This window comes from Pseudonocardia kunmingensis (assembly GCF_006716445.1).
In the GTDB taxonomy this organism is placed as follows: Bacteria; Actinomycetota; Actinomycetes; order Mycobacteriales; family Pseudonocardiaceae; genus Pseudonocardia; species Pseudonocardia kunmingensis.
On sequence record NZ_VFPA01000003.1, the window covers coordinates 1 to 26,851 of the forward strand.

The window sequence follows — 26,851 nt, forward strand, 5'->3', positions numbered from 1 at the left end:
CAGGAACGCGCCGAGCAGCAACCCGACGCCCAGCGGCCCGCCCGACGGCGCCGGCTCGGACCCGAACAGGCCGGTGCCGGTGCCGATGATCAGCGCGAACAGCGTGGCCGTGGTGCCGAGCAGCACGGCGTGCGCGCGCAGCCCCGCCCCGTTGCCGACGGCGACGAGCTGGCGCCACGCGGAGGTGAAGCCGAAGCGTGAGTGGAACAGCGCGACGCCGAGCCCGACGCCGAGCGCGAGCAGCACGGCCTGGCGGGCGCCGTGCGCGAGACCGACGTAGGCGATCAACGCCGCCCCCAGCACGCCGATCGCGGCGAGCGGACGCCACTGGACCGCGGCGGCGGGATCGGGGACGGGCGGGACGGCGCAGGTGGGCGCGGGCGCGAAGACGGAACGCGCGGGGGCGGCGGTGGCCACAGGGAGACCTCGAGGACGCAGGGACGGACGGGCGGCGGTCGTCAGGGACGACAGGCCGCCGCGCGCTGCGTGCAGTGGTCGACGTGGCGCCGACGCGTGAGGAACACGCGACGAGGCTAGCCCGCGCACCCCGGCCCGCGCACCGTCCGCGCGATCACACCGGCTTCCGGCCCCGCGCCTGCGCGGAAGGCACCCCTTCGACGAACGGCACTTTTCGTCGGTACCTAACCGACGAAAGTGCCGTTCGTCATGCGGATCTCGGTTCCCTCGCGCTGCTCCGGGATGTCCGGCTCCCGCAGCCGGGAGCCGAGCTCCGCGAAGGTGTCGGCGGGCCCCGGCGGCGGATCGGCCTCCCCCAGCAGGGCCGCGGCGCTCCACGTGTGCACCTCGCCCCGCTCGACGCCGTCGCGCAGCACCCGCAGGGCGCCGGTCTCCGCCGCTCGGACGGCCGTCCCGTCCGCGAGGAGGTAGAGCCGGCGGCCCGCCAGCGCGACCGCCGGGCCGAACCCGGGGCCCGCGCCGTCCACGAGGTCGACCACCACGGTCGGGAACTCCCGGCCCTGCAGGTCGCGCACGGTGCCCACGGCGACGTCGCGGGCCCCGCCGTGGTCGCGCACCGTGTCGCGCACGGCCTCGGCCCGCGGGGCGCACGGGGCCACGACGGCGACCGGCCCGTCGGGCGCGTGCAGCGCCGCGAGCACGCGCGGCAACGCGGTTCCGAGGCGGTCCGCCGTGGCGTCCGGGACCGTGGCGAGGTCGATCAGCACGACCTCGGTGTCCGGCTGCGGTTCCGCGTCGGGCAGCTCCTCGGCGGCGCGCAGCCGCTCGTAGCCCGCCTCGTTCGCCAGCCGGCGCAGCGCGGCGCCGAAGCGGGACTGGTGGGTCAGCGCCACGCACCCCGGCTCGGCGGCGGCGTCGGCGGGCGTCGCGATGCCCACGTGCGCGAAACAGCTGGCGCCCGTCCACGCCTGCAGCTCCGGATCGACGCCCCCGGCCTGCTCGGGCCCGCACTCCAGGAAGTCGCCGACGAGGACCGCCGTGGTCGTGGCCCGGCGCAGCACGAGCAGGACCTCCGCCAGCGCCGCGCTGCCCGCCCCGTGGACGAGCACGGCGTCGAACGACGCACCGGTGAGCGCGGGGTGGATCCGGGAGCGGGCGAGCGTCGTGGCGACCACGCTCGCCTCCCCCACGATCCGGGCGACGGCGACGGCGCGCAGCCCGCGAGCCTGCTCGACGAGCTCGCGGTGCCGGGCCGAGAGCGCGTCGCGCAGCGCGTCGGCGTCGTCCTGACCGGTGAGCAGCTCCTGCAGGCGCGCGTGCTTGCCGGGCAGCCCCCGGGACTCGCTGCCCACGACGAGGCTCCAGTCGGCGGCCGTGGGCAGGCCGATCGCCTCGGCCTCCGAGTGGGCGGCGCGCAGGGCGGCCAGTGCGTCGCGAGCCCGGCGGTAGCCCTCGTCGGCGGCGGCCATCGCGACCTCGGCCGCCGCGCTCCGCCGGTCCACCGCGTCGACGTCGGCCCGGCTGCGCTCCCCGATCACCGCACGCGCGTGCAGCTGCAGATCCAGCCAGCGCCGCCGCCCCTCCGCCGCGGCGGCGTTGTAGCGCTGCAGCTCCGCGATGGCCGCGTCGACCTCACGCCGGTGCTGCCGGCGCGCCCGCCACCGGCTCGCCCGGTCCTCGGCGAACAGCTCGGCGCGGTGGCGCCGCAACGCCTCCTGGCGCTGCGCGATCACGTCGAGAGCGGCCTGGGCGCGGCGCTCGTCCTCGAGGGCGTCGCGCACCGGGTCGAGCTCGGCACGGGCGGCGAGCGCCTCCCGCAGCGCGGTGGCCGCGGTGACGGCGGCGCGGCGGGCCGTCTCGGCCGCGTCCTGCGCCTCCTCGAGGCGTGGGCCGAGCTCGTCGAGCACGCGTTCGGCGTCGATGCGCGCCACCGCCGCGCGGTAGGCCTGCTCGTCGTGCTCGCCCAGCTCCGCCCGCAGCCGCTCGACCTCCTCGTCCACCTCCTCGACCTGCCGCAGCGCGGTGGCGACCGAGGCGCGCTCCTCGTCCACCTCCCGCGACGCGGGCGCCGCGAGCCGTTCGAGCTGCAGGTCGATGCCGATCTCCCGGCGCGCCGGGGGTCCGACCCGCACCGCGGTGCCGGCCGCCGGTGCCATGCGCCGGACGGCGGCGTGCAGCACGTCGTCGACCGCGGTGTCGGCCGTCGCGACGAGCAGCACCCGCTTCCCCTCGCCCGCCAGCGCCTCGACCGCCCGCGCCAGCACCTGCGTGGCGCCCGTGCCCGGCGGCGCCCAGACCAGGCGGACGCCGGGGCTGAGGCAGGCGCGGAACGCCTCGACCTGCTCCTCGGGCAACCCGTCGGCCTCGGCGCGCGAGGTCGGCGCCCCGGCGAGCCGCCGCTGCGCCAGCGCCTCCGCGAGCGCTGCGGGACCCGCGGCACGCAGCCCGTCCCGCAGCGCCTCGTGGAGGAACCGCGCGGACGGCGACCGGGCCCACAGCCGGCGGCTGCGCGGCGACAGCCCGGGCGGCGGCCGCAGGCGCACGACGCCGTCCTCGGCGCGCAGCTCCTCGACCGGGTACGCCGGCTCGTGCTCCGGCCCCTGCTCCCCCGACAGGCACGGCGAGAGCAGCATGTTCTCCCGGCCGTCGCCGCGCAGGTGCACGGCGAGCTGCCCGTCGTCGCCGTCCGGGACCGCGACGCCCAGATCCGACCACGCCGCCGGCCGGCCCGGCCCTTCCCCCTGCGCGGCCGACTGCTCGACCGCTTCGATGACGTGCGCCGCCCACTCCGCGGCCATCAGCCCCCCGCTCGCCGCTTCCCCCTCCTGGTGATTGAACCAAGTTCGACGTGGCGATCACGGGGCTGACCGGGTGAGCTTGCGCGCGTGAGGGCGGGGCGAGGACGTCGTTCGCCGTGACAGCACCGTCACACCGCTCACCGAGCGGTCCCGACCGCGGTGCGACGGCCGTCCACAGGCCCGTGCCGGCGCGACGGTTCCCACCCCGACCCTCGGTGCGTGGCGCGATCGCGGTCGTCGGGACTCGGACCGGAGCAGGCGGAGCTGCTGAGGCGGTTCGAGAACCACCTCGCCGGCCTGCAGCCGTCCGAGCCGTCGCCCCGGCGGGACCGCCGCCCGGACGTCGTCACCTACCGCGTCCGCGTCGACCTCGGCGGGACGAAGCCGCCGCTGTGGCGCCGCCTGGAGCTCGCCTCCGACATGTTCCTCGACGAGCTGCACCCCGTCCTGCAGGCCGCGTTCGGCTGGACCGACAGCCACGGCCCTGCGCACCTGGCCCTGACCTCGCGCGGCGTCCGTCACCGCGGCGCGGGACGGTCGCGCAGCACGGTGAGGGTCAGCACCACGACGAGCGCCAGCACGGCCGCGGCGTACCAGCCAACGGCGGCGAACGCCGAGGTGAACGCCGTTCGCGCGGCGTCGACGAGCTCGGTCGCCGCCGGTGCGGGCAGCGACTCCGCGGCGACGAGCGCCGGAGCCAGCCCCTCGCGGGCCGCGGCCGGCACGCCGGCGGGCAGCTCGGCCGCGAGCCGGGCGCCGTACACCGCCGTCACCACGGAACCGGCGGCCGCCACCCCCAGCGCGACCCCCAGCTCCCCCGCCGTCTCCGAGACCGCCGACGCCGAACCGGCCCGCTCGGGCGGCACCGAGCCCAGGACCAGGTCCGTTCCCAGTACGCCGGTCGGCACGACGCCGAGCACCGTGAGCGCCACCAGCACGACCAGCAGCCCGGGCGAGACAGCCGCGTCGACCCGGGTGATCGCGATGCAGCCCAGCAGTGACACGGCGGCCCCCACCGCCAGCAGCCGGGTCCGGCCGACCCGCTGCGCCAGCCGCGGCGTCAGCAGCGACCCCACCACGGTCGCCGCCGCGACGGGGAGCATCCACAGCCCCGCCTCCAGCGCGTCCGCGCCGCTCACGAGCTGCAGGAACTGCGGGAGCAGGTAGAACAGCCCGTTGAGCGCGAGCAGCCCGAGCAGGATGAGGCTCACGGCCGCGACGAACTCCCGCCGGGCGAACAGCGTGACGTCGAGCATCGGGTCGGCCATCCGCCGCTGGCGGCGCACGAACGTCCACCCCGCCGCGAGCCCGACCAGCACCGCCGCCGAAGGCACGAGCCCGGGCCCGTGCGCGGCGGTCTCCTTGACGCCGTAGGCCAGGGGCAGCATCGCCGCGAGCGAGAGCGCGATGCTGACCACGTCGACGCCGCGCACCCCGGAGGGGTCGCGGTGCTCGGGCAGCAGGACCGGCCCGAGCACGAGCAGCACCAGCATCACCGGGACGCCGAGCAGGAACACCGACCCCCACCAGAAGTTCGCGAGCAGCAGGCCGCCCACGATCGGGCCGAGCGCGACCCCGGCGGAGAACGTCGTCATCCAGATCGCGATCGCGGTGGTCCGCTGGGCCGGGTCCCGGAACATCGTGCTGATCAGCGCCAGCGTCGAGGGCATGAGCGTCGCGCCCGCGATGCCCAGCAGCGCGCGGGCGAGGATCAACGTCTCGGCCGTCGGCGCGTAGGCCGCGACCACGGACGCCACGGCGAACATCGCCCCGCCGGTCAGCAGCAGCTTGCGGCGCCCGATGCGGTCGCCGACCGAGCCCATCGTCACCAGGAAGCCCGCGATGAGGAAGCCGTAGACGTCGAGGATCCAGAGCTGCTGGGTGGCGCTCGGTTGCAGGTCGGCCGCCAACGCGGGGGCGGCCAGGTACAGCACGCTGACGTCGAGCGCGAGCACCAGGAGGGGGAGAGCGAGCACGGCCAGGCCCAGCCACTGCCGCGCGCCGGCCCGCGGCACGCTCTCGGAGTGCGTCATGGCACCAGCTTCCGGGTTGAACTCCACTACAGGTCAACGACCGGTGCCGGTCGTCACAGACGCGCCCCTCGTCGGAATGGGCCGCCGCCCGGGGTGTGTTGAGGCGCGGGTGCGGCCGAGCTGCTCGCACCTCATCTGAATCGATCCCTGAATCGATCCCCGTCCGACCGAACCGTCCGACTCCCCGAGGTTGAACACGCCCATGCCGCTCGCCCCCGGTCTCGCACGCCTCCGCCCCGGGCGGCGCGAGTACCCGCAGACCCCGTCCGTCCCGCAGTACCGCGTGGCCGCCACGGTGCTCTTCGCCCTCGTCGGTGCCGTGTTCGGCAGCTGGGCGGCGCGGATCCCGGACGTCGCCGCCGCGCTCGCCGCCGATCCGTCGACGCTGGGGCTCGCGCTGTTGTGCATCTCGCTCGGCGCGCTCGCGAGCATGCAGCTGACGGGCGCGCTCTGCGCCCGCTACGGCGCCGGGCTCGTCAGTTCGGTCGCTGCCGTCCTGGCCAGCAGCACCCTCGTGCTGCCCGGCCTGTCCTCCTCCGCGATCGAGCTCGGGGTCGCGCTCGTGCTGTTCGGCGCCGCGACGGGCACCGCCAACGTGGCGGCCAACGCGGTGGGCGTCCAGGTCGAGCGCGCCGCGGGCCGGCCGATGCTGCCGTCGTTGCACGCGGGCTTCAGCTTCGGCGGGCTCGCGGGTGCCGCGGTCGGCGGGCTGGTCGCCTCGACGGTGCCGACGGCGGTGCACCTCACCGGCGTCGGGGTCGTCGGGCTGGTCGTGACCGCGGCGATCGCCCCGACGCTCCGTGCCCGCGACGTCGAGCAGCAGGTCGCAGGCGCCGACCCCGCGGACGGTCCGCGCGGCGCCCGCGGCACCGTCCTCCTGCTGGGCGTGATCGCGGGCTGCACGGCCTTCGGCGAGGGCGCCGTCACCGACTGGGGCGCGTTGCACCTGCGCGAGTCGCTCGGCGCTCCCACGGCCGTGGCGGCCGCGGGCTACGCCGGGTTCTCGCTCGCGATGGCGTGCGGCCGGCTGGCCGGCAACCGGCTGCTGCGCACCGTCGGCGCCACCCGCCTCGTCGGCGGCGGTGCCGTGCTCGCCACCGCCGGCGCCCTCGCGGTGGCGACGGTGCCGCTCGTCGAGGTCGTGATCGCAGGATTCGTGCTGGTCGGGTTGGGGCTCGCCAACGTCTTCCCGGTGGCGATCGCCCGAGCGGGCACCCTCGCCGGTTCGGCGGGCGTCGCGCTCGCGTCCACGGTCGGGTACACCGGGCTGCTCGGCGGGCCGCCGCTGCTGGGGATCGTCGCCGACGCCGTGGGCCTGCACGTGGCGTTCCTGATCGTCGCGGCGCTCGTCGCGGTGGGCGCCGTGTTCGCCGGGCACGTCGGACCGGCGCCGTCCAGGACGGGGTACGCCCGGCGCCTCGTCGCACCCGCGGGAGCCATGGCCCGGCTGGCCACCACACGCCTGGGCCACGCCGCCCGCGGGCACGGCAACAGCCTGGCCGACCTCGGCGCGGCGCTCGCCGAACGCACCGACGTGCGACGCCCGCACCCGGGCCTCGAACCCCTCGCGGCCTGACCCGAACTCAGCGCCGCCATCACACATCCAGCAGGGAGGTGGGACGCATGGAGCTCCTCACCGTGACCACGAACACCGACCAGGACGCGGAGGGCGACCTCGCCGCGTCCCGAAGCCCGCAACCGCCCACCGCCGCCGGTGCCGGCACCGCGGCGAAGATCCGCGGCTGGCTGACGAGCGGCGTGAGCTACGTGATCCCGTTCGTCACCGCGGGCGGCCTGCTGATCGCGCTCGGCTACGCGCTCGGCGGCCACCGGATCAGCGAGGCGCCACCGGTCACCGAGGGCTTCGACGCGACCACGACATCCGGCTGGGCCGCGCTGCTGTTCCAGCTCGGCGGGCTCGCGTTCGACTTCCTCGTACCGGTCCTCGGCGGGTTCATCGCCTACGCCGTCGCCGGGCGCCCGGCCCTGGTGTCCGGGTTCGTCGGTGGGGCCGTCGCCGTCGTGACCGGCGCCGGCTACCTCGGCGGCCTCGTCGCCGGCCTGCTCGCAGGCGCCGTCGTGTACCAGCTCACGCGGTGGCGACCGCCGCGCGCCGTGGCCGGCACCAAGCCGGTGCTGGTGCTGCCGCTGGTCAGCACGCTGATCACCGGCGCCCTCATGTGGGTGGTCGTGGGCGCGCCGCTCGCGGCCGCCACGAGCGGGCTCACGAGCTGGCTGAACAGCCTCTCCGGTGGCAACGCCATCGCGCTCGGCGCGATCGTCGGGCTGATGATGGCGGTGGACATGGGCGGGCCGGTCAACAAGGCGGCCTACGCCTTCGGCGTCGCGGGCCTGACCACCGGCTCGGAGACCGCGCCGGTCATCATGGCCGCCGTCATGGCCGCGGGGATGACCCCGCCGCTCGCGATGGCCCTCGCCAGCACCCTCCGCCCCCGCCTGTTCACCGGGATCGAGCGGGACAACGGCCGGGCCGCCTGGCTGCTCGGCGCCTCCTTCGTCACCGAGGGCGCCATCCCGTTCGCCGCATCGGACCCCCTGCGCGTCATCCCGTCGCTGATGGCGGGCTCGTCGGTGGCCGGAGCCCTCTCCATCGCCGTGGGCAGCAGCCTGCTCGCCCCGCACGGCGGCGTCTTCGTGATCGGGCTGATCGGTGGCCCCGTCGGCCACCTCCTCGCCGTCATCGCCGGCACGGCCGTCTCCGCCGCCCTCGTCATCGCCCTCAAGTCGGTGCGGCGCGGGGGCGCCGTCGAGGACGCGTCGGCCGGGGTGACGGCCGGCCCGGCGCCGTAGCGCCGTCAATACGCCTCGGCGGCGCCGTTGCGGCGCGGGTCGGCGCAGGACCGGAGCACGCCCGCGCCGGCATCGAGCGTGACGGCCTCGAAGTTGCCGGTCAGCGAGTGCCACGGGCCCAGGTCCTTGAGCCACAGCCCGCGCGCGGCGCACCTGCGGCGGAACTCGCGGTCGACGGCCGGGGAGAATCCGTGCTCCAGGGTCACCCCGGGCAACCAGCCGCCGGCCGGCTCGTGCGGTCGGACCCCGAACCGCGGCAGCGCCACGACCTCGTCGACGGGCAGGTCGAAGTCCAGCAGGTGCACGAGGTTCTGCAGCACGCACGCCACCAGGGACACCGACGGTGATCCGGACGCCACCACCGGAACCCCGTCGCGCAGCACGATGTTCGGTGCGAGGTACACGGTGGCCCGCTCCCCCGGCCACGGCATGCCGCGCTGGAAGAACGATCCCCCACCGGAGAGCTGGAAGCCCTCGGCGAAAAGGCCGTTCACCCACGGCGACGCCATGTGCGAGTGCGTGAGCGAGGCGGTGTTGCGGTGCTCGTCGACCACCGTGATGTGGATCGTGCCGGGCGCGGGTGCGGCCGCCCGGGCGAGCCCTGCGCCCAGCCGGGCCACGCGCCGTGCCGCGTGCTCCTTGCTCAGCAGGGCCTCGACGTCGGTGGCCGCGGTGCGCGGCGGGGCGTAGTAGACCTCGTTGTGCACGGCCACCAGTAGGTCGAGCGTCTCCACGGACCCGTGCGCCGGGCCCCACGCAGCGAGGTCGAACAGCTCCAGCAGGTTCAGGGCCTCGATGAGCTGGCAGCCGCCGTCGTCCGGCGGCGCGGCGGCGACGATCTCCGCCCCGCGGTAGGTGCCGCGCAGCGGCTCGGACCACCTCGCCCGGTAGGCCTGGAAGTCGCCGACGGTGATCACCCCACCGCCGCGGGCGCACTCGGCGCTGAACGCGCGCGCGAAGTCGCCGACGTAGTAGTCCATGTCCTCGTCGCGCAGCCGCTCCAGGGTGCGTGCGACCCGCGCCTGGCGCAGGGTCTCCCCCGGCCCCACCAGGCAGCCGCCCGGCAGGAACGCCTCACGCGCCTGCTCGTGCGCGCCCAGCTCGGCCCGGCCGGCGTACATCTCGCCGAACAGGTACGGGTTGACCGCGAAGCCGTCGCGGGCCAGCTCGATCCCCGGCTGCAGCAGGCGCGCCCGCGGCAGCGTCCCGAACCGGTCGTGGGCCGCCCGGAAGGCGGGCCACCAGCCGGGAACCGGGACACCTCGGCCGGTGACCAGGTCGGCCCCGGTGAACCCGGCCAGCGGCGCGAGCGGCGCCGCCACGTTGCCGTTGAGGTAGCTCGCCTCGCCGGTCCGGCCGTCCCGGTACAGCAGCTCGAGACCACCGGTCAGCGCGGTCATGTGCGGCTCGACGACCAGCTGGGTGGCCGCCGCGGCCAGTGCCGCGTCCGCCGCCGTCCCGCCCTCGCGCAACGCGTCGAGGCCGGCTCGGGTGGCGAGCGGGTGCGAGGTCACCACGGCGCCCCGCTCGCCCGCGACCGGGCCCTTCGGCCCGTACCGGGCCTGCCGGGACAGCTCGGCGACCGCCTGGCGGTCCATCAGCTCTCCGCGACGGCCGCGCGCCGGTGCTCGTCCACGGCAGGGGGCATCGCGAAGATCGCCACCAGGATCGAGAGGATGCAGATGGCCGTCATGTACCAGCCGAAGGCCGTGTTCGTCCCGGTCAGGCCGAAGAGCCACACGGCGATCAGCCCGGCCGTCGACCCGAGGGCGGTGGTGCCGATGTTGTAGTTCAGCGCCGAGGCGCTCGCCCGCACCTCGGGCGGGAAGCTCATCACGTAGGCGGTCGTGAGCGGGGCCCCGACGAAGTTGTTGATGAAGGTGAACACCACGACCGCGATCACGGCGAGCGTGAGCGACCCGGAGCCGATCGCCATGAACGTGGGCACGGTGACCAGCACGAACACCCCGTAGCCGACGATCAGCGGGACCCGGCCGCCGTAGCGGTCGGCGAGCTTGCCGCCCCACACCGCCGGGACCGGGCCGATCGCGTAGGTGAGCAGGGACGCCAGCAGGGCGTTCGACGCCGCGAACCCCGCGTTGATCATCGCGGTCACGAAGTAGGCCTGGATGACGAACGAGCCGACCCGCTGCCCCGCGCCGAGCCCGATCGCGCGGAGCATGGCACCCCAGTGCTCGCGGACCGCCGTGCGGAACGGCGTCTGCACGACCTGGTTCTGCTCGGCGAGGGCCGCCATCTGCTTGAACTCCGGCGTCTCGTCGACGTGCCTGCGGATGTAGACACCGACCAGCGCCATCGGGATGGCGAACAGGAACGGGATGCGCCAGCCCCACGACTCGAACGCCTCCGTCGGCATCGCCGAGATGACCGCGAAGGACACCAGCGTGGCCAGCAGCGGGCCGACCGACGTGGACGCCACGCTCAGGCCGGCGAGGTAGTTGCGCCGGTTGCCCCGCTCGTGCTCGAAGATGAAGTTCGCCGCAGTCGTGTACTCGACGCTCGCCCCGATGCCCTGCAGCATCCGGAAGAACAGGATCAGGACGGGGGCCGCCACACCGATGGCCGCGTACGTGGGCAGCAACCCGATGCCCGCGGTGCCCACGCTCATCACCACGATCGTCAGGATGAGCACGAAGCGGCGGCCCTTGAGGTCCGCCAGCGGGCCCAGCACCATCCCGGCCAGCGGCCGCAGCGCGTAGGCCAACACGACACCGGCGTAGGCCGACATCAGCCCGACCATGGTGTCGCCGCTGGGGAAGAACTGGTGGGAGATGATCACCGCCAGCGTCCCGTAGAGGCTGAAGTCGTAGTACTCGACGACGTTGCCGAGCATCGCGGACAGGATGACCTTGCGCCGCGCGCGCAGGTCCGGTCCCCCCGCAGGCGCGCTCGCCTGGGTGTCGTTCGTGGTCACGGGCTTCTCCTTGGCACCGGGGCCGGCACTGGCCGCCGTCAGGGGATGGGGGATCAGCGGCGGAAGCGCTCGGGGCGGAAGGCCGCGAGCATCGGGTGCCGGGCACCGCTGAGGATTTCGTGGGACAGGAGCTCACCCGCGACGAGCCCGAGGGTGGCGCCGGAGTGGGTGAACGCGACGACGCAGCCGGGCAGCTCCGTGAGCTCGCCGAACACCGGCTCCCCGTCGCCCGGGATGGGTTTGCGGCCCAGCTTCCACGAGGCGGCACTCAGCTCCTCGTCGCCCGCCAGCACGTGCGACGCCTCGGCCACGAGCTCCTTGACCACCGACTCGTCGATGGTGCAGCCGCCGGCCGACTCGACGATCCGGTCCTCGTACCAGCTGTGGTCGAGCGCGTACGCGCCGCCGGGGTGGGGCCGCATCGCCACCCGCGGCGTGTTCAGCACCGCCCGCACCCGGGTCCGCGCGGGTTCGGTGAGCACGAGCATCGACAGCGGCGAGCGGTCCGGGATGTGCACGCCGTGTTCGGCCACCACGGACGGTGTGGCCGCCCCGCAGGCCACGACCACGACGTCGGCGTCGAACCGGTGGCCCGCGGTGGTGGTGACGCCGTGCGCGGCGCTGTCGCGCGCCACGACGCTCGCCCGACCGGCCTGGCGGACCACCTCCCCGCCGAGGCGGGTGAACTCCCCGACGAGGTGCTCGATCAGGTGTGGCAGCGACACCCAGCCCTCGCCGGGGTTGTGCACGGCGATCTCGGGGATCGCCGCGGGGTCGACGCCGGGCACCCGCGCGCCGGCCTCCCGGGGCCCGGCCGGCCACGAGTCGTAGCCGTGCGCCACCTCGTGCCGGTGCCGGTCCTCGACCTGCGCGCGCTGCCCGGGGGCCGTCCAGTGCAGGCCGCCGTCGAAGCGCAGCCAGTCCCGACCGGGATCGGCGGCGAGCAGGGTGCGGTAGCGGTCGATCCCGGCCATCCGCAGCGCGTGGTAGTCGCGCGACCGGGTGCCCGCGGAGTTCAGCCAGGCCAGCGACCGGCCGGAGGCGCCGTCACCGAGCTCCCCCTCGGTCACCAGCACGACCGAGGCGCCGCCGCGCTGCAGGTGGGTGGCCGTCGAGACGCCGATGATGCCGCCTCCCACCACGACGACGCGCTCGGGCGGTCGCTGGGTTCGGGACATGGGGTATCCACCTTCTCTTCGTGCGTGTGGTGTCAGTGGCGCAGACCGTGGGCCCGCTCGATGATCGCCAGGACGTCGACGGCGTCCTGCGGGTCGACGGGGAGCTCGCCCTCGCCCGCGAGCGCGGCGGCGAGCAAGCGGTAGAACCGCCCGTAGTCGCCGCGCTCGAGCTCGACGGCCCGGGTGTCGCGGGGGACACCGATCGTGGCGCGGTTCGCCTGCGGCGCGCGGCCGAAGTCCGGGTCGCTCGGCCATCCGCCCGCGGCCAGCGCGGCCTCCTGCGGGTCGAGGCCCCACATCGTGACGCCGGCCCGCGAGCCGAGCACGTGGAACCGCGGGGCAGGCGCCGCCGCCAGCCCGGACATGAACAGCCGCGACCGGGCGCCGTTCGCGTGCCGCAGGACGACCAGGGTGTCGTCGTCGCCGTCGCTCTCGGGGCCGGGCGCCCGGCGCACGACGTCCGCCCACACGTCCTCGACCGGCCCGAGCAGCACGCGGGCCTGGTCGATCAGGTGGGTGCCGAGGTCGAAAAGGATCCCGCCGCCGTCGGCGACGGGGGTCGTGGCCTTCCAGCCGCGGAAGCCCTGGGGTTTCCACCACTCGAAGCGGGACTCGAACGTGTGCACGTCGCCCAGTGCCCCGTCCTCGACGAGGCGGCGCAGCGTCCGGAAGTCGCCGTCGAAGCGGCGGTTCTGGAACACCGTCAGGAGGCGGCCCGCCGCGCGGGCGTGCTCGACCAGGGCGGCGGCCTGCGCGATCGTCGGCGCGAACGGCTTGTCCACGACGACGTGCAGGCCGTGGTCGAGCGCCGCGGTGGCCAGCGCGACGTGGGTCTGCGGCGGGGTGGCGACGACCACGAGGTCGAGCTCGCCCGCCCGGGCGAACAGCTCGCCCGCGCCGGCCAGGACCGTCGCTCCCGGGTGCGCCTGCCGCGCCTGCCGGGCCCGCCCCGGGTCCCCGGTCACGACGTGGTCGAGCGAGTACGCCTCGTCGCAGGCGAGGAACGGGGCGTGGAAGATCCGCCCCGAGACCCCGAAGCCGATCACCGCGGTCCGCAGGGGCCTCACGAGCCGCTCCCGTACGTGGTCCGCGCCGTCTCCGCCGAGATCCGGCCCTCGGCGACGTCCCGGCGGACCCGTTCGGGGTCCCGCTCGGCCGGTGGGCCGTAGCCGCCGGCCCCGGCCGTGCTCACCGAGACGCGGTCGCCGGGCTGCAGGCGGGTGTAGCCGTGGTCGATCGGCTGCGCGCCGTCGGAGAGCTCCACCCCGGCCGACGCGCCCGGCCCGCCGCCGGCCAACCCCCACGGCTGCGAGCGCTGCCGCGACGTGTCGAGCCAGAAGTGCACGTCGCGTTCCTCCACCCGGACCGTGCGGCGGATGCCCATCCCACCGCGGGTGCGCCCGGTGCCGCCGGAGTCGTCGATGAGCGCGTACTCCTCCACGACCAGCGGATACTCGGTCTCCAGCGCCTCCACCGGCAGGTTGCTGGTGTTGGTCATGTGCACCTGGACGCCGTCCATGCCGTCCTTGCCGAACCGGGCGCCGCACCCACCGCCGATCGTCTCCAGGTAGACGAAGTAGCGGCCGCTGCGCGCGTCCACACCGGAGAAGTGCACGCCCGTGTTCGCGCCGTTGCTCGCCGCGGTCACCGTCTCCGGGACCGCGCCCGCCAGCGCGCCGTGGATCAGGTCGACCACCCGCTGGCAGGTCTCACTGCGGCCGTTGACCGCGGCGGGCTCCACGCAGTCCAGGACGGAACCGCGGGGCGCGGTGATCGTGACCGGCCGGTGCAGCCCGGCGTTGGCGACGATGTCCGGGTCGACCAGCGTCTTCAGCGCGTAGTAGACGGCCGCGTGCAACGCGGTCCACACCACGTTGACGCTGGCCCGGACCTGCGCGGGCGCGGTGAAGTCGAACGCGACCTCGTCGCCGCGCACCGTGACGGTGACCCCGAGCTCGAGCTCCTCGTCCAGCTCGGGGCAGTCGAAAAGGTCGGTGTACTCGTAGCGCCCGTCCGGCACCGTCGCGATCGCCGCGCGGGTGCGCCGCTCGGTGTAGTCCAACAACGCCTCACCGGCCGCGACCAGGGTGGCGCGCCCGTACCGGTCGCACAGCTCGGCGAACCGGGTGCAGGCGAGCCGGTTCGCCGCGATCTGGGCGCGCAGGTCGGCCTTGCGCTCGTGCGGCACCTGGCAGTTGAGCAGGATCAGCTCGAACAGGTCGGTCTGCAGCTCACCGCGGCGCATCAGCCGCACCGGCGGGATCCGCAGTCCCTCCTGGAAGATGTGCGCGTGCCCGCGGTCGCCGAAGTCGGCGTGGTGGGCGAGGTTGGCCACCCAGGCCGTGATCTCGCCGTCGACGAAGACCGGCGAGACCAGCACGATGTCGGGCAGGTGCGAACCGCCGCCGTTGAACGGGTCGTTGCCGATGAAGGCGTCGCCGTCCTCGATGGTCTCCACCGGGAAGCGGCGGGTGATCTCGTCCACGATGCCCATGAGCGAGCCGAGGTGCAGCGGCGAGCCGCCCTCGTCCTGGGCGAGCATGCGGCCGCGGGCGTCGAACACCGATGCTGTGCAGTCCCGGCGTTCCTTGATGTTGGTGGAGTAGGCGGCGCGCACGAGCGTCTCGCCCATCTCCTCCACGACGGACGACAGCGCCGAACCGATCACCTCGATCAGCACCGGGTCCTCCACGGTCGGCACCTCGGGGGTCATCGCCCCACCTCCACGATCAGGTTGCGCAGCTCGTCCACGGTCGCGACGTCCCCGGGCAGCAGCAGGGTGGTGGTGTCCATCTGCTCGACCACCGCAGGACCCTCGACCCGGTGCCCGGGCGCAAGGCGCCTCCGGTCGTACACCGGGCACTCGGTGTGCCCACCGCTCTCGGGCAGGTAGACCCGGCGCGTCGCCCGCACCGCGGCCGAGGCGTCGGCGTCGCCGAGCGGGGCGCGGTGCAGCTCGGCCCGCGCCACCTCGCCGACAGCGCGCAGCCGGAACGTGACGACCTGGACCTCCTCCTCGTGCGCGGAGTAGCCGTACATCCGCTCGTGCTCGACGGCGAACCGCTTCACCAGCTGGTCGACGGTGGCCGCGGTGATGTCGCCGTCGGGCACCTGCACCGGCAGCTCGTAGTTCTGCCCGGCGTAGCGCACCTCGGCCCAGCGTTCGATCCGGCGCCGCTCGGCGGGGACGTCTTCCTCGGCCAGCCAGTCCGTCGCCGAGGCGGCCAGCTCGGCGAACACCTCGGCCACCGCGGTCCGCGTGGCGTCGCCGCCCAGCGGGACGATGCGGGTGCGCAGGAAATCGGCCCTGATGTCGGTCATGAGCAGGCCGGCGGCGCACTGGGCGCCAGGCGTCTCGGGCACCAGCACGGTGCGCATCCCCAGCTCCCGGGCCAGGCGGACGGCGTGCAGCGGTCCGGCCCCGCCGAAGGGCACGAGCACGTAGTCGCGCGGGTCGTAGCCGCGCTGCACGGAGATGACGCGGATGGCGCGGGCCATGTTCGCGGTGATCACCCGGACGATCCCCTGGGCCGCGTCGAGCACGTCCAGTCCGAGCGGCCCGGCCACGCCGGCCACCGCCCTGTGCGCCGCGTCGGCGTCGATCCGCATCTGGCCGTCGAGCAGGTACTCCGGGTTGAGCACCTGCAGCACGACGTTGGCGTCGGTGACGGTCGGCTCGCTGCCGCGCCCGTAGCACGCGGGCCCGGGATCGGCGCCCGCGCTCGCCGGGCCGACCTTGAGCGCGCCGCCCGCGTCGATCCAGGCGATCGACCCGCCGCCCGCGCCGACGGTGTGGATGTCCAGCATCGGGGCCCGCACGGGCCTGCCGTCGATCTCGGTGCCGCTGGTGACCTTGGGAACGCCGTCCTGCACCAGCGAGACGTCCGAGGAGGTGCCGCCGACGTCGAACGTGATGACGTTCGGGTGACCGGCCGCCCTGGCGATCTCCGCGGCACCGACCACCCCGGTGCTGGGGCCGGAGAGGATCATCCGCGAGGGCATCCGCTCGGCCGCCTCGAACGGGATGATGCCGCCGTTGGACTGCGTGACGTGCGGCACCGCGCCCAGCCCGAGCTCGGAGAGCCGGGTGCGCAGGCGGGCGAGGTAGCGGGCGACCACCGGACCGATGTAGGCGTTGACCACCACCGTGGACAGCCGCTCGTACTCGCGGAACTCCGGCAGCACCGCTGAGGAGACCGAGACGTACACGCCGGGCAGCTCCTCGGCGAGGATCCGCTCGACGACCTGCTCGTGCTCTGGGTGCACGAAGCTGTAGAGGAAGCACACCGCCACCGCCTCGACGCGCTGCTCGCGCAGCCTCCGGGCGAGCTCGCGGACCTGTGCGGGGTCGATCCCCTGCTCGACCCGCCCGTCGTGGCGGACGCGCTCGCCGACCTCCAGCCGCCGGTCGCGGTCCACGAGCGCGGCGGGCTTGTCGGCCTGCAGGTCGTACAGCGAGGGCCGCCGGCCGCGCCCGAGTTCCAGCAGGTCGCGGAACCCCGCCGTGGTCAGCAGGCCGGTGCGGGCACCGCGGCCGGTGAGCAGGGCGTTCGTCCCGACCGTGGTGCCGTGCGCGAAGTAGCCGACCTCGCCCAGGTCGCGGCCCACGTCCTCGAGGATGCGGGAGACGCCGTCGACGACGGCGCGGCCGGGGTCGTCGGGGGTGCTGGACACCTTGCGCACGTGGAGGCGGCCGGACCGCTCGTCCAGTGCGCAGACGTCGGTGAACGTGCCACCGGTGTCGACGCCGATGCGGAGTGTCATTCCTGGAACCTGCCGTCGTCCGGGATTGAGAACCTTCTCAGTGGAGCTGGCGAGAAGGTTCTCAGTAGCGGGTAGGCTGCGTCAAGACGTCGCGAGGATCGCTTCGCGAGCGGGACCGGCCGGGGGGCTGCCATGACGACTCGCCAGCCGCCCTCGCCGTCGCTGATCGACGTGGCGCGGGCGGCGGGGGTCTCCACGGCCACCGCGGGCCGGGCGCTCGGCGGCTACGGGCAGGTCCGCGCCGGCACCCGCGAACGGGTGCTCACCGCCGCGGCCGAGCTGGGGTACCGGACCAACGGCCTGGCCCGCAGCATGATCACCGGCAGCACGCAGACGATCGGCGTGGTGGTCACCGACGTCGCCAACCCCTTCTTCGCCATCGCCCTGCGCGGCATCACCGACGTGGTCCAGCCTGCGGGCTTCGAGGTCCTGCTGGCCAACACCGCGGGCGCGCTCGTGGCCGAGCAACGCGCGCTCACCGTGATGTCGGAGAAGCGCGTCGACGGCGTGATCGTCGCCGCCGCGCAGCCCGCAGAAGGCGCCCACCTCGAGCACGCCATCGAGCTCGGCGTGCCGATCGTGCTCCTGGACCGGCAGGTCACCGGCGCGGCGGACGCCGACAGCATCACCATCGACAACGAGCACGCCGCCGCCGAGGCGGTGACGCACCTGCTCGAGCTCGGCCACCGCCGGATCGGCGTGGTCACCGAAGCGGGCGAGCAGCTGCCCGCCCTGCTCGCCGCGGACGACCGGCCCGGGGGCGCGTTCCCGAGCGCGATGCGGCTGCGCGGCTACCTGGGCGCGCTCGGCGCCGCCGGTCTGGAGGTCGACGAGCACCTGATCGGCTCCGCGCGCTACGACCGGGACTCCGCCTACGACGCGACCACGCGCCTGCTCGACCTGGACGACCCGCCGACCGCCGTGCTGTGCACCGACAACGTGCTGGCCACCGGCGCGTTCCGCGCCGCCCAGGACCGCGGGCTCCGCATGCCCGAGCAGCTGTCGTTGATCGGGTTCGACGACGAGCCGTGGACCACGCTCGTCCGCCCCGAACTGACCATCGTGGAGCAGCCGACCTACGAGCTCGGCACGCGAGCAGGCCAGCAGCTGCTCGACCGGATCACCGGCGGCCGCGAGCGCCGCACGAACCACGTGCAGCTGCGGGCGAAGCTGGTCGTCCGCGGGTCGACCGGACCCGTCTGACGCTCAGTCCGGCGCCACGGACCGGCTGTAGACGATGAAGCCGGGCCGGTCGGCCACCGCGTCGTAGAGCACGCGTGCGCGCTGGTTGGACTCGTGCGTGTGCCAGTAGACCCCCTGCGCCCCGCCGGCGCGGGCCCGCTCGGTGACCCCGGCGATCAGCGCCCGGCCCACGCCCTGCCCGCGCGCGGCCGGGCTGGTGAACAGGTCCTGCAGGTAGCAGTTGGGCGCGATCGCGGTCGTGCTGCGGTGGAAGAGGTAGTGCGCGAGCCCGTGCAGCTCCCCCGCCCGCTCCGCGACCAGCGCGTGGACCGGCTCGTAGGCGTCGAAGAACCGCTGCCACGTCACCTCGGTGACGTTCCGGGGCAGCGCCGTCGGACCGGAGCGCCCGTAGAAGGCGTTGTAGCCGTCCCAGAGCGGGAGCCATCGGTCGAGGTCCTCGCGTTCGACGGCGCGCACGAGGATGTCGGGGGAAGCCACGGCCCGATCATGGCACCGCGGGCCGCGTCGCGGGGGCCGCGCGGTCAGGCCAGCCGGGCGATCTCCTCGGCGACCCGCTCCGGCCGGTGCGCGTGGAGATCGTGATCGCCACCGTGGAACTCCACGAGCTCCGCGTGCGCCAGGGCCTCGGCCGCCTCGGTGAGCTGCTCGCGCTTGCGCGCCGGCGTGGCGTCGCCGGTGGCCGCGAGCAGCAGCACGGGGCAGCGCACCAGCGGGTAGAGGCCCCGCGGCCGGTGCCGGAGCATGCTGCCGATGATCGCGCGGTGGCGCTCGCGTTCCAGGCGCGGCGTCACGCTGCCGTCGGCCCGCTCGCGGAGGTTGCCCAGGGCGCCCTCGACCGCGTCGGGCGACCAGTCCGGGTGCCCGGCGCGCAGGCCGGCGCGCACCGCCGTCAGGGGCACGCCGTCGAACCGCGGCGGTGCCAGCACCGACCACGCCGCGTCGAGGTCGCGGAACTGGTCACCGAGGTGCAACCACCCCCCGTCGACGAGCGCGAGCCCGTGCACGAGCCCGGGACGGTCGGCGGCGAGCTGGAGCGCGACGTTGCCGCCCCATGCGTGCCCCGCGACCACCGGCGCGGTCCACCCGAGGTCCGCGCAGACCGCCGCGAGGTCCTCCGACGCCACGCGCGTGGGGTCGGTCGGGGCCGCGTCGAGGTCCTCGGTGTCGGTGTCCGGCACGTCCGCGGACGAGCCGTGGCCCCGCAGGTCCACGGCCACCACCGGGTGACCGGCCTCGGCGAGCCGCGCGGCGACGCCGTCCCACAGCCGGGCGTTGGACGACAGGCCGTGCACCACCAGCACCGGCCGCCCGCGGCCACCGCGCCACGAGCGCGCACCCAGCCCCACCGGTCCGACCGTGGTCTCCTCGGGCATCAGCACCGCCGGAGCCTAGTGCGGTGACCACACACGCTCGCCGGGTCCGCCCGTCCCGACGAGCGGAGGGGGCGTCGTGATCACCGTGACCGGTACGCCGATGTCCCTGGCGCAGCGATGATGCGCTGTTCGGACTGATCTTCACCGGCCACGGCGCCGCCCGGACCTCGACGGCACACACCCCGTGGACTCGGCACACATCGCGGGCAGTGGGTGCGGCCTCCATCCGATCTGTGCGGTCCGCGGCCGCGGTTCACAGCCGCCGCCCGGGTCAGACGTACCGCGGCCGGCCGACGACCCAGCCCAGCACGATCTCGAACGCCAGCACCACGACCAGCATCCACAGCGAGACCGCCCAGCCGCCGGTGGCGCCGTGCAGCACACCGAACAGGAGCGGGCCGACCGAGCTGAGGAGGTAGCCGATGCTCTGCGCCATCGCGGAGAGGCTCGCGGTGTCCGCGGCGTTGCGGGTGCGCAGCGCGATCACCCCGAGCCCCAGCGGGAACACCCCCATCCCGATGCCGAGCAGGAGCGTCCACGCCCACGGTGCGGCGTTCGGGGCGAGGATCAGCCCGAACACGCCGATCATGCTGACCGAGGCCAGGCCGCTGATCCACCCCGACTGCGAGCGCCGGGCCAGCACGATCGGCGGCAGGATCAGGCTGATCGGGATGCCGATGAGGTTGATCACCGCGAGCATCAGCCCGGCCTCGGTGCGCGCGATGCCCCCGCTGACGAACAGCTCGGCCAGCCAGCCCATCGTCACGTAGGCGAACAGCGCCTGCAGCCCGAAGAAGCCGGTGACCGCCCAGGCCAGCGGGCTGCGCATGAGGTTGCGGCGGGCCGGCGCAGCGCCCCCGACGGTGGCCCCGGCCGGTTCGTGGCGCGCGGCGCGCCCCCACAGCACCAGCGCGGCCAGCGCCAGCGCGGCCCACGCGGCCACCGCCCCGCGCCACCCGCCGAGCAGCTGCTCCAGCGGCGGCGTCAGCGCGGCGGCGAGCCCCCCACCCGCGGCGAGGGACGCGGTGTAGATGCCGGTGACGCGGCCGACCTGCCCGGGGAAGGACTCCTTGACCACCACCGGGATCAGCACGTTGCCGATCGCGATCCCGGCGGTGGCGACGAGCGTGCCGCCGAGCACGACCCACGGCCCGTCCAGCACCCGCAGCAGCAGCCCGACGGTGAGCACGGCCAGCGACAGCCCGACCGCGCGCGCCATCCCGAATCGGCGTCCGAGGGCGGGGGCGGCCAGCGCCGCGAGCCCGAAGCAGAGGGTGGGGACGGCGGTGAGCATGCTGGCCCAGAGCGCGGACGCGCCCAGGTCGGCACGCACCTCTCCGAGCACCGCGGCCATGCTCGTGACCGCGGGACGCAGGTTCATGGCGGCCAGCGCGACCCCGACGACCAGCAGCGGCGTACCCAGCAGCGCGGTGTGCCGGGCGCGCTGCACGGCTTCCGCTGCGCCGATACCGACCAAGGCCTCCGTGTCGGCCCGCGCCGACGTCACCCGCTCCGTCCCCATTTCAGCTATGGTCGCATACGTAGGATGTTCGGATGATGGGATGCGCCGGTGCCTCTGATCACACCTCGCCGCACCGGACTGGTCGAGCAGGTCATCGACCAGCTGCGGGCCACGATCGCCTCCGGCGAGTGGCCGGTCGGCGGCCGCATCCCGCCGGAGACGGAGCTCGCCGCCGCCCTCGACGTCGGGCGCAACACCGTCCGGGAAGCCGTGCGCGCCCTCGCCCACGCCGGCCTGCTGGAGGTGCGCCAGGGCGACGGCACGTTCGTGCGCGCCACCACCGAGCTGTCCGGGGCGCTGCGCAAGCTGTGCGGCCCCGAGCTGCGGGAGGCGCTGGAGGTCCGTCGCGTGCTGGAGGTCGACGCCGCCCGCCTCGCCGCCGCCCGCCGCACCGACGACGACCTTGCCGCCCTGCACGCAGCGCTGGCCGAGCGCAACGCCGCCGTGCACGACCAGGACGTGGAGCGCGCCGTCCGCACCGACACCGCGTTCCACCAGGTGGTCGTCCAGTGCGCGCACAACGCGCTGCTCGCCGAGCTCTACCGCGGGGTGGCCGAGGTGGTCGCCCGCAGCGTCGCCACCACGATGCCGGACGGCCTGGACAAGCAGGACGAGATCTCCCACGACGGGCTGGTGGAGGCGATCGCGGCGCAGGACGTGGAGCGGGCGGCGCGGGAGGCCGGGGACTTTCTCAACCGGCTGCTCGACCGGCAGTGACGGCTCAGGCCCGCCCCCACAGCGCGGCGTTCTCGCCCTCGGTGCGTCGGTAGTCGTCCTCCATCGCCTGGAGCGCATCCCGGATCCGGAGCAACTCCGCCTCCAGGGCGACCATCGCGGCGTACGGGCCGTCGGGGGCGTCCATCACCTTGCGGTTGTAGGTGCCGGCGACCTCGGCGCTGATGGGGTCGCCGAGCCAGGGTTCGGGGATGTAGCCGTCCTGCCGAAGTCGGACAAGATGGGGCCTAAGCTCAGCGAGCGCATCATCGAACGCCGCGCGAACCGTCGGGATCGATGACAGCTCGATCCGCAGAGTGGCGGGTGGGAACTGTCCGGGCATGCGCCCTCCTCAGACGGGCACCAGGTCGATCCGAGCGTAAGGCCACGTCGAACTCCGAAGGCCGGATACGACCGAATCGTTCGCAATCGTGAACGCCTTGACTCCGAAGCGGCTCAGCGCGCCAGCAGGGTCATCATCACCTCCGCCGCGACGACCTCTGCGTCCTCGCACAACTGGGGCTGAGGAATGGGCGGCTGCCGTCCACCGGTCGCGAACTGCACGTCCAGCAGTTGACCCGGCGCCACGTCGACGACAACTGTGCAGTAGTCCGCGAACCGGGTCGGGATCGCCAACACCGCCGGAAAGCCGCGCACAACGGTTGGTCGGATCTCAGCTGCCAGCTGACCCGAGGTGAACCTCTCGATCCCCACGCTAGTCACGAGGCTCACGCCCGCCGTCACCGCTCTGGGCGTGAACCCGCCGATCGTGCAAAGCGGCACCTCGGCGCCTTCATACAAACTCACCGGGCTTTGTGTCGACACCGGGCGAGCGTCCAACCCCAACTCCGCCCGCTGCTCCTCGGTCAACAACGAACACGGGTCGACCCCGTCCAGCCGCACCTCCCGCGGCCGCGGCGGCAACTCGACCTGCCCCTGCTCAGGCGGCGGGGCGGGCGCCGGCGGCTCCTCCACACCGCAGGCCGCGACCAGCACCCCGACCAGCACGGCCAGCACCGCGCCCCCCACCCGTCGCACGACGAGGACGGTAGCGGCCCGATCACGCCGGGGACATCGATTCCGCGAACTGCGCGACCCGCACGGCACGGCGCATGGGCGCCGGCGACATCCCGACCACGGGTGATCGACCCGAGTCGCGCACGAGGGTCGTACGCGCAGCCCTGACGTGCGGCTCGCGCCGATCAGCCGGCAATGATCCGTCCGAGCCGTCCAGTAGCGCCGTGCCGGCAGCCCTTGCGTGCGGATCGGGACGATCACCGGAAGCGGGCCCGTTCCGATGCTCCTCCGCCGGGTGCGGGCTCGCTCCGTGTCCGAGTCGTCATCGGCTTCCACCGGCGAAACGTCCGACCGAGCAGGGCCACCGGCGCACGCCGAAGGTGCGGTGATCGGCGTTCGAGTGCACCCACTGCTGCCTGACCGACCGTGAGTGCACTCAACCGGCGATCTTGATCCGCCGCGCGGCCGGCTCGCGCACGCTCCTTCTCGGTTCATGCTCCCGCTCGACGGGGAGCGTGCGCCCACACGTGTGCGCGAGCCGTCCGATCACCGATCGCCTGCGCGCGCCGCCCCCGCAACGCGCCCGGCCTCGCGACGCCGGACCGGTGCCTCGGCCGTGAGAGCGGTCGTGAGAGCGGTCGTCGAAAATGTCGTTTCAGCGGTCGGGGCAGCGACCGCTGTAGCGGTCGAGCCCCTGCCCCTTGCGCTTTTTGCTCTGGCCGCGCGGCCCGCCCTTCGCCGCCCGCACCCAGGTGCCGGACGTCGTGAGCAGCGGCATGCGTTCGTCGAAGGCCCTGCTGTAGCGGGTCTCGCCGTCGACCGTGAGCACGCCGTCGCGGACGTCGATGTGGGCGACGGTCGCCCAGAACGAGTTCTTGCTGTTGCCGACGTGGGCGACGATCTCGTCGGCGTCCGGACCAGGGAGCCCGTCCGCGCCGGCGCGGCCGTAGCGGATGACGACCCGCGGGCGGCCGAACGTGTCGATGGCACCGCCGCCGTTGTCGACGCTCTGGTAGACGTTGACCAGCAGGTCGCCGTTCTCCGTCGGGCGCACGTGCACCTGCTCGGCGGCGGGCGCGTTGCCGCGGCCCGGGCCCTGGCTGTCGCCGCCGTGGCGGATGAACGGCCAGACGTCGAGGTCGCCCTGGTGCCCGCGCTCCCCGCTGATCACGACGTAGTCGCCGGTCTCCTCGTTGCGGCAGAGGAAGTAGACGTCCAGGTCGCCGCGGCCGTACTTCGTGACCTTGCCGTCGCGGTCGTACTTGGCGCCGCGCCCGTCCCACTCCAGGCCGACGGTGAGCACCCAGCCGGGCTCGCCGCGGCTCTTGCGCAGGTCGATGCGCGCGGTCTTGTCGGGCGAGTCCTTGGTGAGGACCACCGAGACCTTCTGCATGTTCACGGCGGGAGCCCTGGCGGGCGCGGGAGCCGGGGGCGGTGCGGGTTCGTCGGCCACGTCGATGCCGTGGTCCACCGCGAACGCCGCGAGGCCCTGGTCGTAGCCCTGGCCGATCGCGTCGAGCTTCCACCCGCCCGCCCGCCGGTAGAAGGCCACCATCTGCAGCACGGTCTCGGCCGCCAGCCCGGGCGGCTCGAAGCGCAGCGCCCGGCCGTCGTCGCCGCGCACCGTGACGACGAGGTCGCGCACGTCGGAGAAGCGCGCCCCCTGCGCCTCGGTGCTGCCCGCGACGAGCACGCGGTCCACGTCGCCGGGCACCTTCGCGAGGTCGACGGTGATCGCGCCGCCCGCGTCCAGCTCGACGCCGTCGTGGCTGGGGTTGTTGTAGAAGACGAGGTCCTCGTCGCTGCGGACCTTCCCGTCCGCGCCCAGCAGGACCGCCGTGACGTCCACCGCCCCGGCCGACGACGGCGCGGTGCCGACGTCCACGACGTACCGGGTGGCGCCGAGCGTGGTCTTCGAACCCTTGGGCAGCTCCGGCACGCGTCCTCCATCGGTGTCGATCCGGCCCCAGATCCTGCCAGGCGAGGAGCGATGAGTCCGGACCGCCATGGCGGTCTGTTACTCCACGCCACGCCGGTTGATCCGGCAGGAAGGAGGGCGGCCGTGCCGACCCACGAACCGACGTCCGAGCGCAACCTCGACGGATACGGGACGCCAACCATCGCATGGGCCCGCGTCCACGAGGCGCTCCACGCGCAGCCGAGCCAGGCCCCCGGAGCGGGCGTCCCGGCGCACCACACGCACTGGTTGACGACCACCAACCCGGACGGTTCGCCGCACGTGCGGCCGCTCGGGGTGATCAGCGTCGACGGCGTCTGGTACTTCACCTCGGGCCCCGGCACCCGCAAGTCGCGCAACATCGCCCGCGACCCGCGCTGCGCCGTCAGTGTGGCCACCAACGCCTTCGACCTCGTCGTCGAGGGATCGGCGGAACGGGTCGTCGACACCGGCGTGATCGAGACGGTCGCCGCCGCCTACGCCGCTCACGGCTGGCCGGCGAGTGCCACCGACGATGGCGTGACGGCCGAGTTCAGCGCGCCTTCCGCGGGCCCGCCGCCATGGCACGTGTACCGGGTCGTCCCGTCGACGGTGTTCGCGCTGGGCACGGCGGAGCCGTACGGCGCGACCAGGTTCGACCTCGCGCCGACGACGAGCGGCTGACGCTGCCCGGCGCCGTCGGGCGCGTTCCGCGGAACGCACCCAACGCGCGATCTCCTATTCGTTCTGGTCGTACCGGTCACGGCCGGCCGATCCCGGGCGAGGTCGCCGACGACCGCGCGAACCACGATCGCGACTCCGAGAACTGCGATTCCCCAGCCCAGCATCACCAGGAAGCCCGCTCCGATGTTCGCACCTGCGCCCGGAGCGGTCTGCGAGTCGAGGTACTCCCCCAACCCGATCGAGATGAGCGAGACGGCGAAGGTGATGGAGGAGACTCGTCACATGGGAGACACGGCTGCAGTACATCCCGTCGACGGGCTTCCGTCCCCGACCGCATGCTGAAGGGCGCACACGTTCCGGAACGCGCGATGCCGGTCGGACCACGCCGTTCAGGCCCGCCCCCACAGCGCGGTGTTGTCGCCCTCGGTGCGGCGGTAGTGGTCCTCCATCAACTGCAGCGAGTCGCGAATCTTCACCAGCTCGGCCTCGAAGGCGACCATCGCCGCGTAAGGCCCGTCGGCCGCGTCCATCACGCGGAGGTTGTAGGAGTTCGCGACCTCGGCGCTCACCGGATCGCCGAGCCACGGTTCGGGCAGGTAGGCCTCCTGGCTGAGCCGCCGAAGATGGAGCGACAGCTCGACGAGGCTGACGTCGATCGGGGCGCGAACGGCTGGAATGGCAGAAGGCTCGATCCGCAGGGCAGCGGACGGGAACTGACCAGGCATCGACACTCTCCTCCGGAGGGACACCAATCGATCAGACGGTATGCCCAGCCGCGCGGATCAGCGGGTCACCGAAGACACATCGTTTGCGATCGGGAACGCTCTCGTGGAGGCGTGGCCGCGCAGCTCAGCGGTCGAGCAAGGTCATCATCACGTCGGCCGCGACGGCTTCTGCGTCTCGGCACAGCTGCCCCTGCGGAATCGGCGGCGTTCGCCCGCCGTCCCGAAACTGCACGTCGACGAGCTGACCGACAGCCACGTCCACGATCACCGTGCAGTAGTTGGTGAGCCTCGTCGGGACCGCCACCACTGCCGGAAACCCGTGGATGGCGGTGCGTCGGATCTCTGCCGCCAAGTCCCCCGAGGTAAACCGCTCGACGCCCACCGTCGTCACTAAGCTGATGCCTGCCGCCACCGCCCGAGGCTCGAACCCGCGGATGTCGCAAGCAACGACATCCCCGCCCGGATAGAGGCCCACCGGTGCTTGTGACAACACGGGCCGCCCATCCAACCCCAGCCTCGCCCGCTGCCCCTCCGTCAGCAGTGAGCACGGATTCACCCCGTCGAGCCGCACCTCGCGTGGCCGAGGTGGCAGCTCGACCACCCCGTCCGGCCGCACCTCCGTGGACGTCGGTGGGGCCGACGGAGCCGGGCTCTCGGGCGAGCACGCGGAAGCCAGCACGGCCAGCACGGCCAGAACCGCTGCCCCGACCCATCGCACGATGAGCACCGTAGCGGGCTGAT

The 26,851-nt window shown here is 74.2% G+C and carries 22 protein-coding genes and 1 pseudogene; 6 read left to right on the forward strand and 17 right to left on the reverse strand.

The window, feature by feature from the left end; translation table 11 throughout:
- Together FB558_RS23035 and FB558_RS23040 are read right to left on the reverse strand one after the other, a co-directional pair.
- A partial coding sequence (locus tag FB558_RS23035) for a YeeE/YedE thiosulfate transporter family protein (protein WP_170231485.1) occupies positions 1-417 on the reverse strand: 417 nt, incomplete at its 3' end.
- Positions 418-641: 224 nt separating this feature from the next.
- Positions 642-3,215, reverse strand: a complete 2,574-nt coding sequence (locus FB558_RS23040; RefSeq protein WP_142056749.1) for an AAA domain-containing protein — start codon at positions 3,213-3,215, stop codon at positions 642-644.
- Between the two features lie 219 nt (positions 3,216-3,434).
- Here FB558_RS23040 and FB558_RS45760 point away from each other — a divergent pair.
- Positions 3,435-3,683, forward strand: a pseudogene (locus FB558_RS45760) (IS1096 element passenger TnpR family protein); the annotation flags it as partial.
- A 50-nt stretch (positions 3,684-3,733) separates the two neighbouring features.
- Here FB558_RS45760 and FB558_RS23050 read toward each other — a convergent pair.
- Positions 3,734-5,248 (reverse strand): MFS transporter, encoded by a 1,515-nt coding sequence (locus tag FB558_RS23050; protein WP_142056751.1) that lies wholly within the window; start codon positions 5,246-5,248, stop codon positions 3,734-3,736.
- Positions 5,249-5,450: 202 nt separating this feature from the next.
- Between FB558_RS23050 and FB558_RS23055 the strand changes: the two genes are divergently transcribed.
- On the forward strand, positions 5,451-6,824 hold the full coding sequence (locus FB558_RS23055) for an MFS transporter (RefSeq protein ID WP_142056753.1): 1,374 nt from the start codon (positions 5,451-5,453) through the stop codon (positions 6,822-6,824).
- A 47-nt stretch (positions 6,825-6,871) separates the two neighbouring features.
- A complete protein-coding gene (locus FB558_RS23060; protein WP_142056755.1) occupies positions 6,872-8,059 on the forward strand; it encodes a PTS fructose transporter subunit IIC in 1,188 nt (395 codons plus the stop codon).
- Between the two features lie 5 nt (positions 8,060-8,064).
- Here the strand turns inward: FB558_RS23060 and FB558_RS23065 are convergent, their stop codons facing one another.
- From FB558_RS23065 to FB558_RS23090, 6 genes are read right to left on the reverse strand one after another with little or no spacing between them, the layout of a single operon-like run.
- Positions 8,065-9,657, reverse strand: a complete 1,593-nt coding sequence (locus tag FB558_RS23065) for a gamma-glutamyltransferase (protein WP_142056757.1) — start codon at positions 9,655-9,657, stop codon at positions 8,065-8,067.
- Positions 9,657-10,994, reverse strand: coding sequence for an MFS transporter (locus tag FB558_RS23070; protein WP_142056759.1), 1,338 nt, complete (start codon positions 10,992-10,994; stop codon positions 9,657-9,659). The genes FB558_RS23065 and FB558_RS23070 overlap by 1 nt, the downstream gene beginning before the upstream one ends.
- Positions 10,995-11,047: 53 nt before the next feature.
- The gene (locus FB558_RS23075) at positions 11,048-12,172 is read right to left on the reverse strand and encodes an NAD(P)/FAD-dependent oxidoreductase (RefSeq protein WP_142056761.1); all 1,125 of its coding nucleotides are present in this window, start codon (positions 12,170-12,172) and stop codon (positions 11,048-11,050) included.
- Positions 12,173-12,204: 32 nt separating this feature from the next.
- The gene (locus FB558_RS23080; RefSeq protein WP_142056763.1) at positions 12,205-13,239 is read right to left on the reverse strand and encodes a Gfo/Idh/MocA family protein; all 1,035 of its coding nucleotides are present in this window, start codon (positions 13,237-13,239) and stop codon (positions 12,205-12,207) included.
- On the reverse strand, positions 13,236-14,885 hold the full coding sequence (locus FB558_RS23085) for a hydantoinase B/oxoprolinase family protein (RefSeq protein ID WP_142056765.1): 1,650 nt from the start codon (positions 14,883-14,885) through the stop codon (positions 13,236-13,238). The genes FB558_RS23080 and FB558_RS23085 overlap by 4 nt, the downstream gene beginning before the upstream one ends.
- Positions 14,882-16,936: a hydantoinase/oxoprolinase family protein gene (locus tag FB558_RS23090; RefSeq protein WP_142056767.1), complete on the reverse strand. Its 2,055-nt coding sequence runs from the start codon at positions 16,934-16,936 to the stop codon at positions 14,882-14,884. Before FB558_RS23090 ends, FB558_RS23085 begins: the two co-directional genes overlap by 4 nt.
- 132 nt (positions 16,937-17,068) lie before the next feature.
- Between FB558_RS23090 and FB558_RS23095 the strand changes: the two genes are divergently transcribed.
- Entirely contained in the window at positions 17,069-18,139 is a 1,071-nt protein-coding gene (locus tag FB558_RS23095) for a LacI family DNA-binding transcriptional regulator (RefSeq protein ID WP_142056769.1), read from the forward strand.
- A gap of 3 nt (positions 18,140-18,142) precedes the next feature.
- Here the strand turns inward: FB558_RS23095 and FB558_RS23100 are convergent, their stop codons facing one another.
- The 3 genes from FB558_RS23100 to FB558_RS23110 form a co-directional block, all read right to left on the reverse strand.
- Positions 18,143-18,616, reverse strand: a complete 474-nt coding sequence (locus FB558_RS23100) for a GNAT family N-acetyltransferase (protein ID WP_142056771.1) — start codon at positions 18,614-18,616, stop codon at positions 18,143-18,145.
- 44 nt (positions 18,617-18,660) lie between these two features.
- A complete protein-coding gene (locus FB558_RS23105; RefSeq protein WP_246106831.1) occupies positions 18,661-19,512 on the reverse strand; it encodes an alpha/beta fold hydrolase in 852 nt (283 codons plus the stop codon).
- Between the two features lie 271 nt (positions 19,513-19,783).
- Complete coding sequence (locus FB558_RS23110) at positions 19,784-21,034, reverse strand: MFS transporter (protein WP_142056775.1); 1,251 nt, start codon at positions 21,032-21,034, stop codon at positions 19,784-19,786.
- A gap of 48 nt (positions 21,035-21,082) precedes the next feature.
- On the opposite strand from FB558_RS23110, the gene FB558_RS23115 reads away from it, so the two are divergent.
- Positions 21,083-21,751 carry a FadR/GntR family transcriptional regulator gene (locus FB558_RS23115; RefSeq protein ID WP_142056777.1) on the forward strand — a complete coding sequence of 223 codons (669 nt, stop codon included), beginning with the start codon at positions 21,083-21,085 and terminating at the stop codon, positions 21,749-21,751.
- A 4-nt stretch (positions 21,752-21,755) separates the two neighbouring features.
- On the opposite strand, the gene FB558_RS23120 is transcribed toward FB558_RS23115, so the two are convergent.
- From FB558_RS23120 to FB558_RS23130, 3 genes are all read right to left on the reverse strand, one after another.
- Positions 21,756-22,091, reverse strand: a complete 336-nt coding sequence (locus FB558_RS23120; protein ID WP_142056779.1) for a hypothetical protein — start codon at positions 22,089-22,091, stop codon at positions 21,756-21,758.
- A 113-nt stretch (positions 22,092-22,204) separates the two neighbouring features.
- Positions 22,205-22,786, reverse strand: coding sequence for a DUF3558 domain-containing protein (locus tag FB558_RS43355; RefSeq protein ID WP_170231486.1), 582 nt, complete (start codon positions 22,784-22,786; stop codon positions 22,205-22,207).
- A 634-nt stretch (positions 22,787-23,420) separates the two neighbouring features.
- A complete protein-coding gene (locus FB558_RS23130; protein WP_142056783.1) occupies positions 23,421-24,704 on the reverse strand; it encodes a TerD family protein in 1,284 nt (427 codons plus the stop codon).
- 123 nt (positions 24,705-24,827) lie between these two features.
- On the opposite strand from FB558_RS23130, the gene FB558_RS23135 reads away from it, so the two are divergent.
- On the forward strand, positions 24,828-25,385 hold the full coding sequence (locus FB558_RS23135; RefSeq protein WP_246106704.1) for a pyridoxamine 5'-phosphate oxidase family protein: 558 nt from the start codon (positions 24,828-24,830) through the stop codon (positions 25,383-25,385).
- Between the two features lie 389 nt (positions 25,386-25,774).
- Here the strand turns inward: FB558_RS23135 and FB558_RS23140 are convergent, their stop codons facing one another.
- Positions 25,775-26,110, reverse strand: a complete 336-nt coding sequence (locus tag FB558_RS23140) for a hypothetical protein (RefSeq protein WP_142056787.1) — start codon at positions 26,108-26,110, stop codon at positions 25,775-25,777.
- A gap of 124 nt (positions 26,111-26,234) precedes the next feature.
- A complete protein-coding gene (locus tag FB558_RS23145; protein ID WP_142056789.1) occupies positions 26,235-26,837 on the reverse strand; it encodes a DUF3558 family protein in 603 nt (200 codons plus the stop codon).
- Between the last annotated feature and the right edge of the window lie 14 nt (positions 26,838-26,851).

Coding starts and splice junctions, on each gene's coding strand:
- FB558_RS23040 (WP_142056749.1), bottom strand. CDS start 3,215: ATGGCCGCGGAGTGGGCGGCGCACGTCATCGAAGCGGTCGAGCAGTCG.
- FB558_RS23050 (WP_142056751.1), bottom strand. CDS start 5,248: ATGACGCACTCCGAGAGCGTGCCGCGGGCCGGCGCGCGGCAGTGGCTG.
- FB558_RS23055 (WP_142056753.1), top strand. CDS start 5,451: ATGCCGCTCGCCCCCGGTCTCGCACGCCTCCGCCCCGGGCGGCGCGAG.
- FB558_RS23060 (WP_142056755.1), top strand. CDS start 6,872: ATGGAGCTCCTCACCGTGACCACGAACACCGACCAGGACGCGGAGGGC.
- FB558_RS23065 (WP_142056757.1), bottom strand. CDS start 9,657: ATGGACCGCCAGGCGGTCGCCGAGCTGTCCCGGCAGGCCCGGTACGGG.
- FB558_RS23075 (WP_142056761.1), bottom strand. CDS start 12,172: ATGTCCCGAACCCAGCGACCGCCCGAGCGCGTCGTCGTGGTGGGAGGC.
- FB558_RS23085 (WP_142056765.1), bottom strand. CDS start 14,885: ATGACCCCCGAGGTGCCGACCGTGGAGGACCCGGTGCTGATCGAGGTG.
- FB558_RS23090 (WP_142056767.1), bottom strand. CDS start 16,936: ATGACACTCCGCATCGGCGTCGACACCGGTGGCACGTTCACCGACGTC.
- FB558_RS23095 (WP_142056769.1), top strand. CDS start 17,069: ATGACGACTCGCCAGCCGCCCTCGCCGTCGCTGATCGACGTGGCGCGG.
- FB558_RS23105 (WP_246106831.1), bottom strand. CDS start 19,512: ATGCCCGAGGAGACCACGGTCGGACCGGTGGGGCTGGGTGCGCGCTCG.
- FB558_RS23110 (WP_142056775.1), bottom strand. CDS start 21,034: ATGGGGACGGAGCGGGTGACGTCGGCGCGGGCCGACACGGAGGCCTTG.
- FB558_RS23120 (WP_142056779.1), bottom strand. CDS start 22,091: ATGCCCGGACAGTTCCCACCCGCCACTCTGCGGATCGAGCTGTCATCG.
- FB558_RS23140 (WP_142056787.1), bottom strand. CDS start 26,110: ATGCCTGGTCAGTTCCCGTCCGCTGCCCTGCGGATCGAGCCTTCTGCC.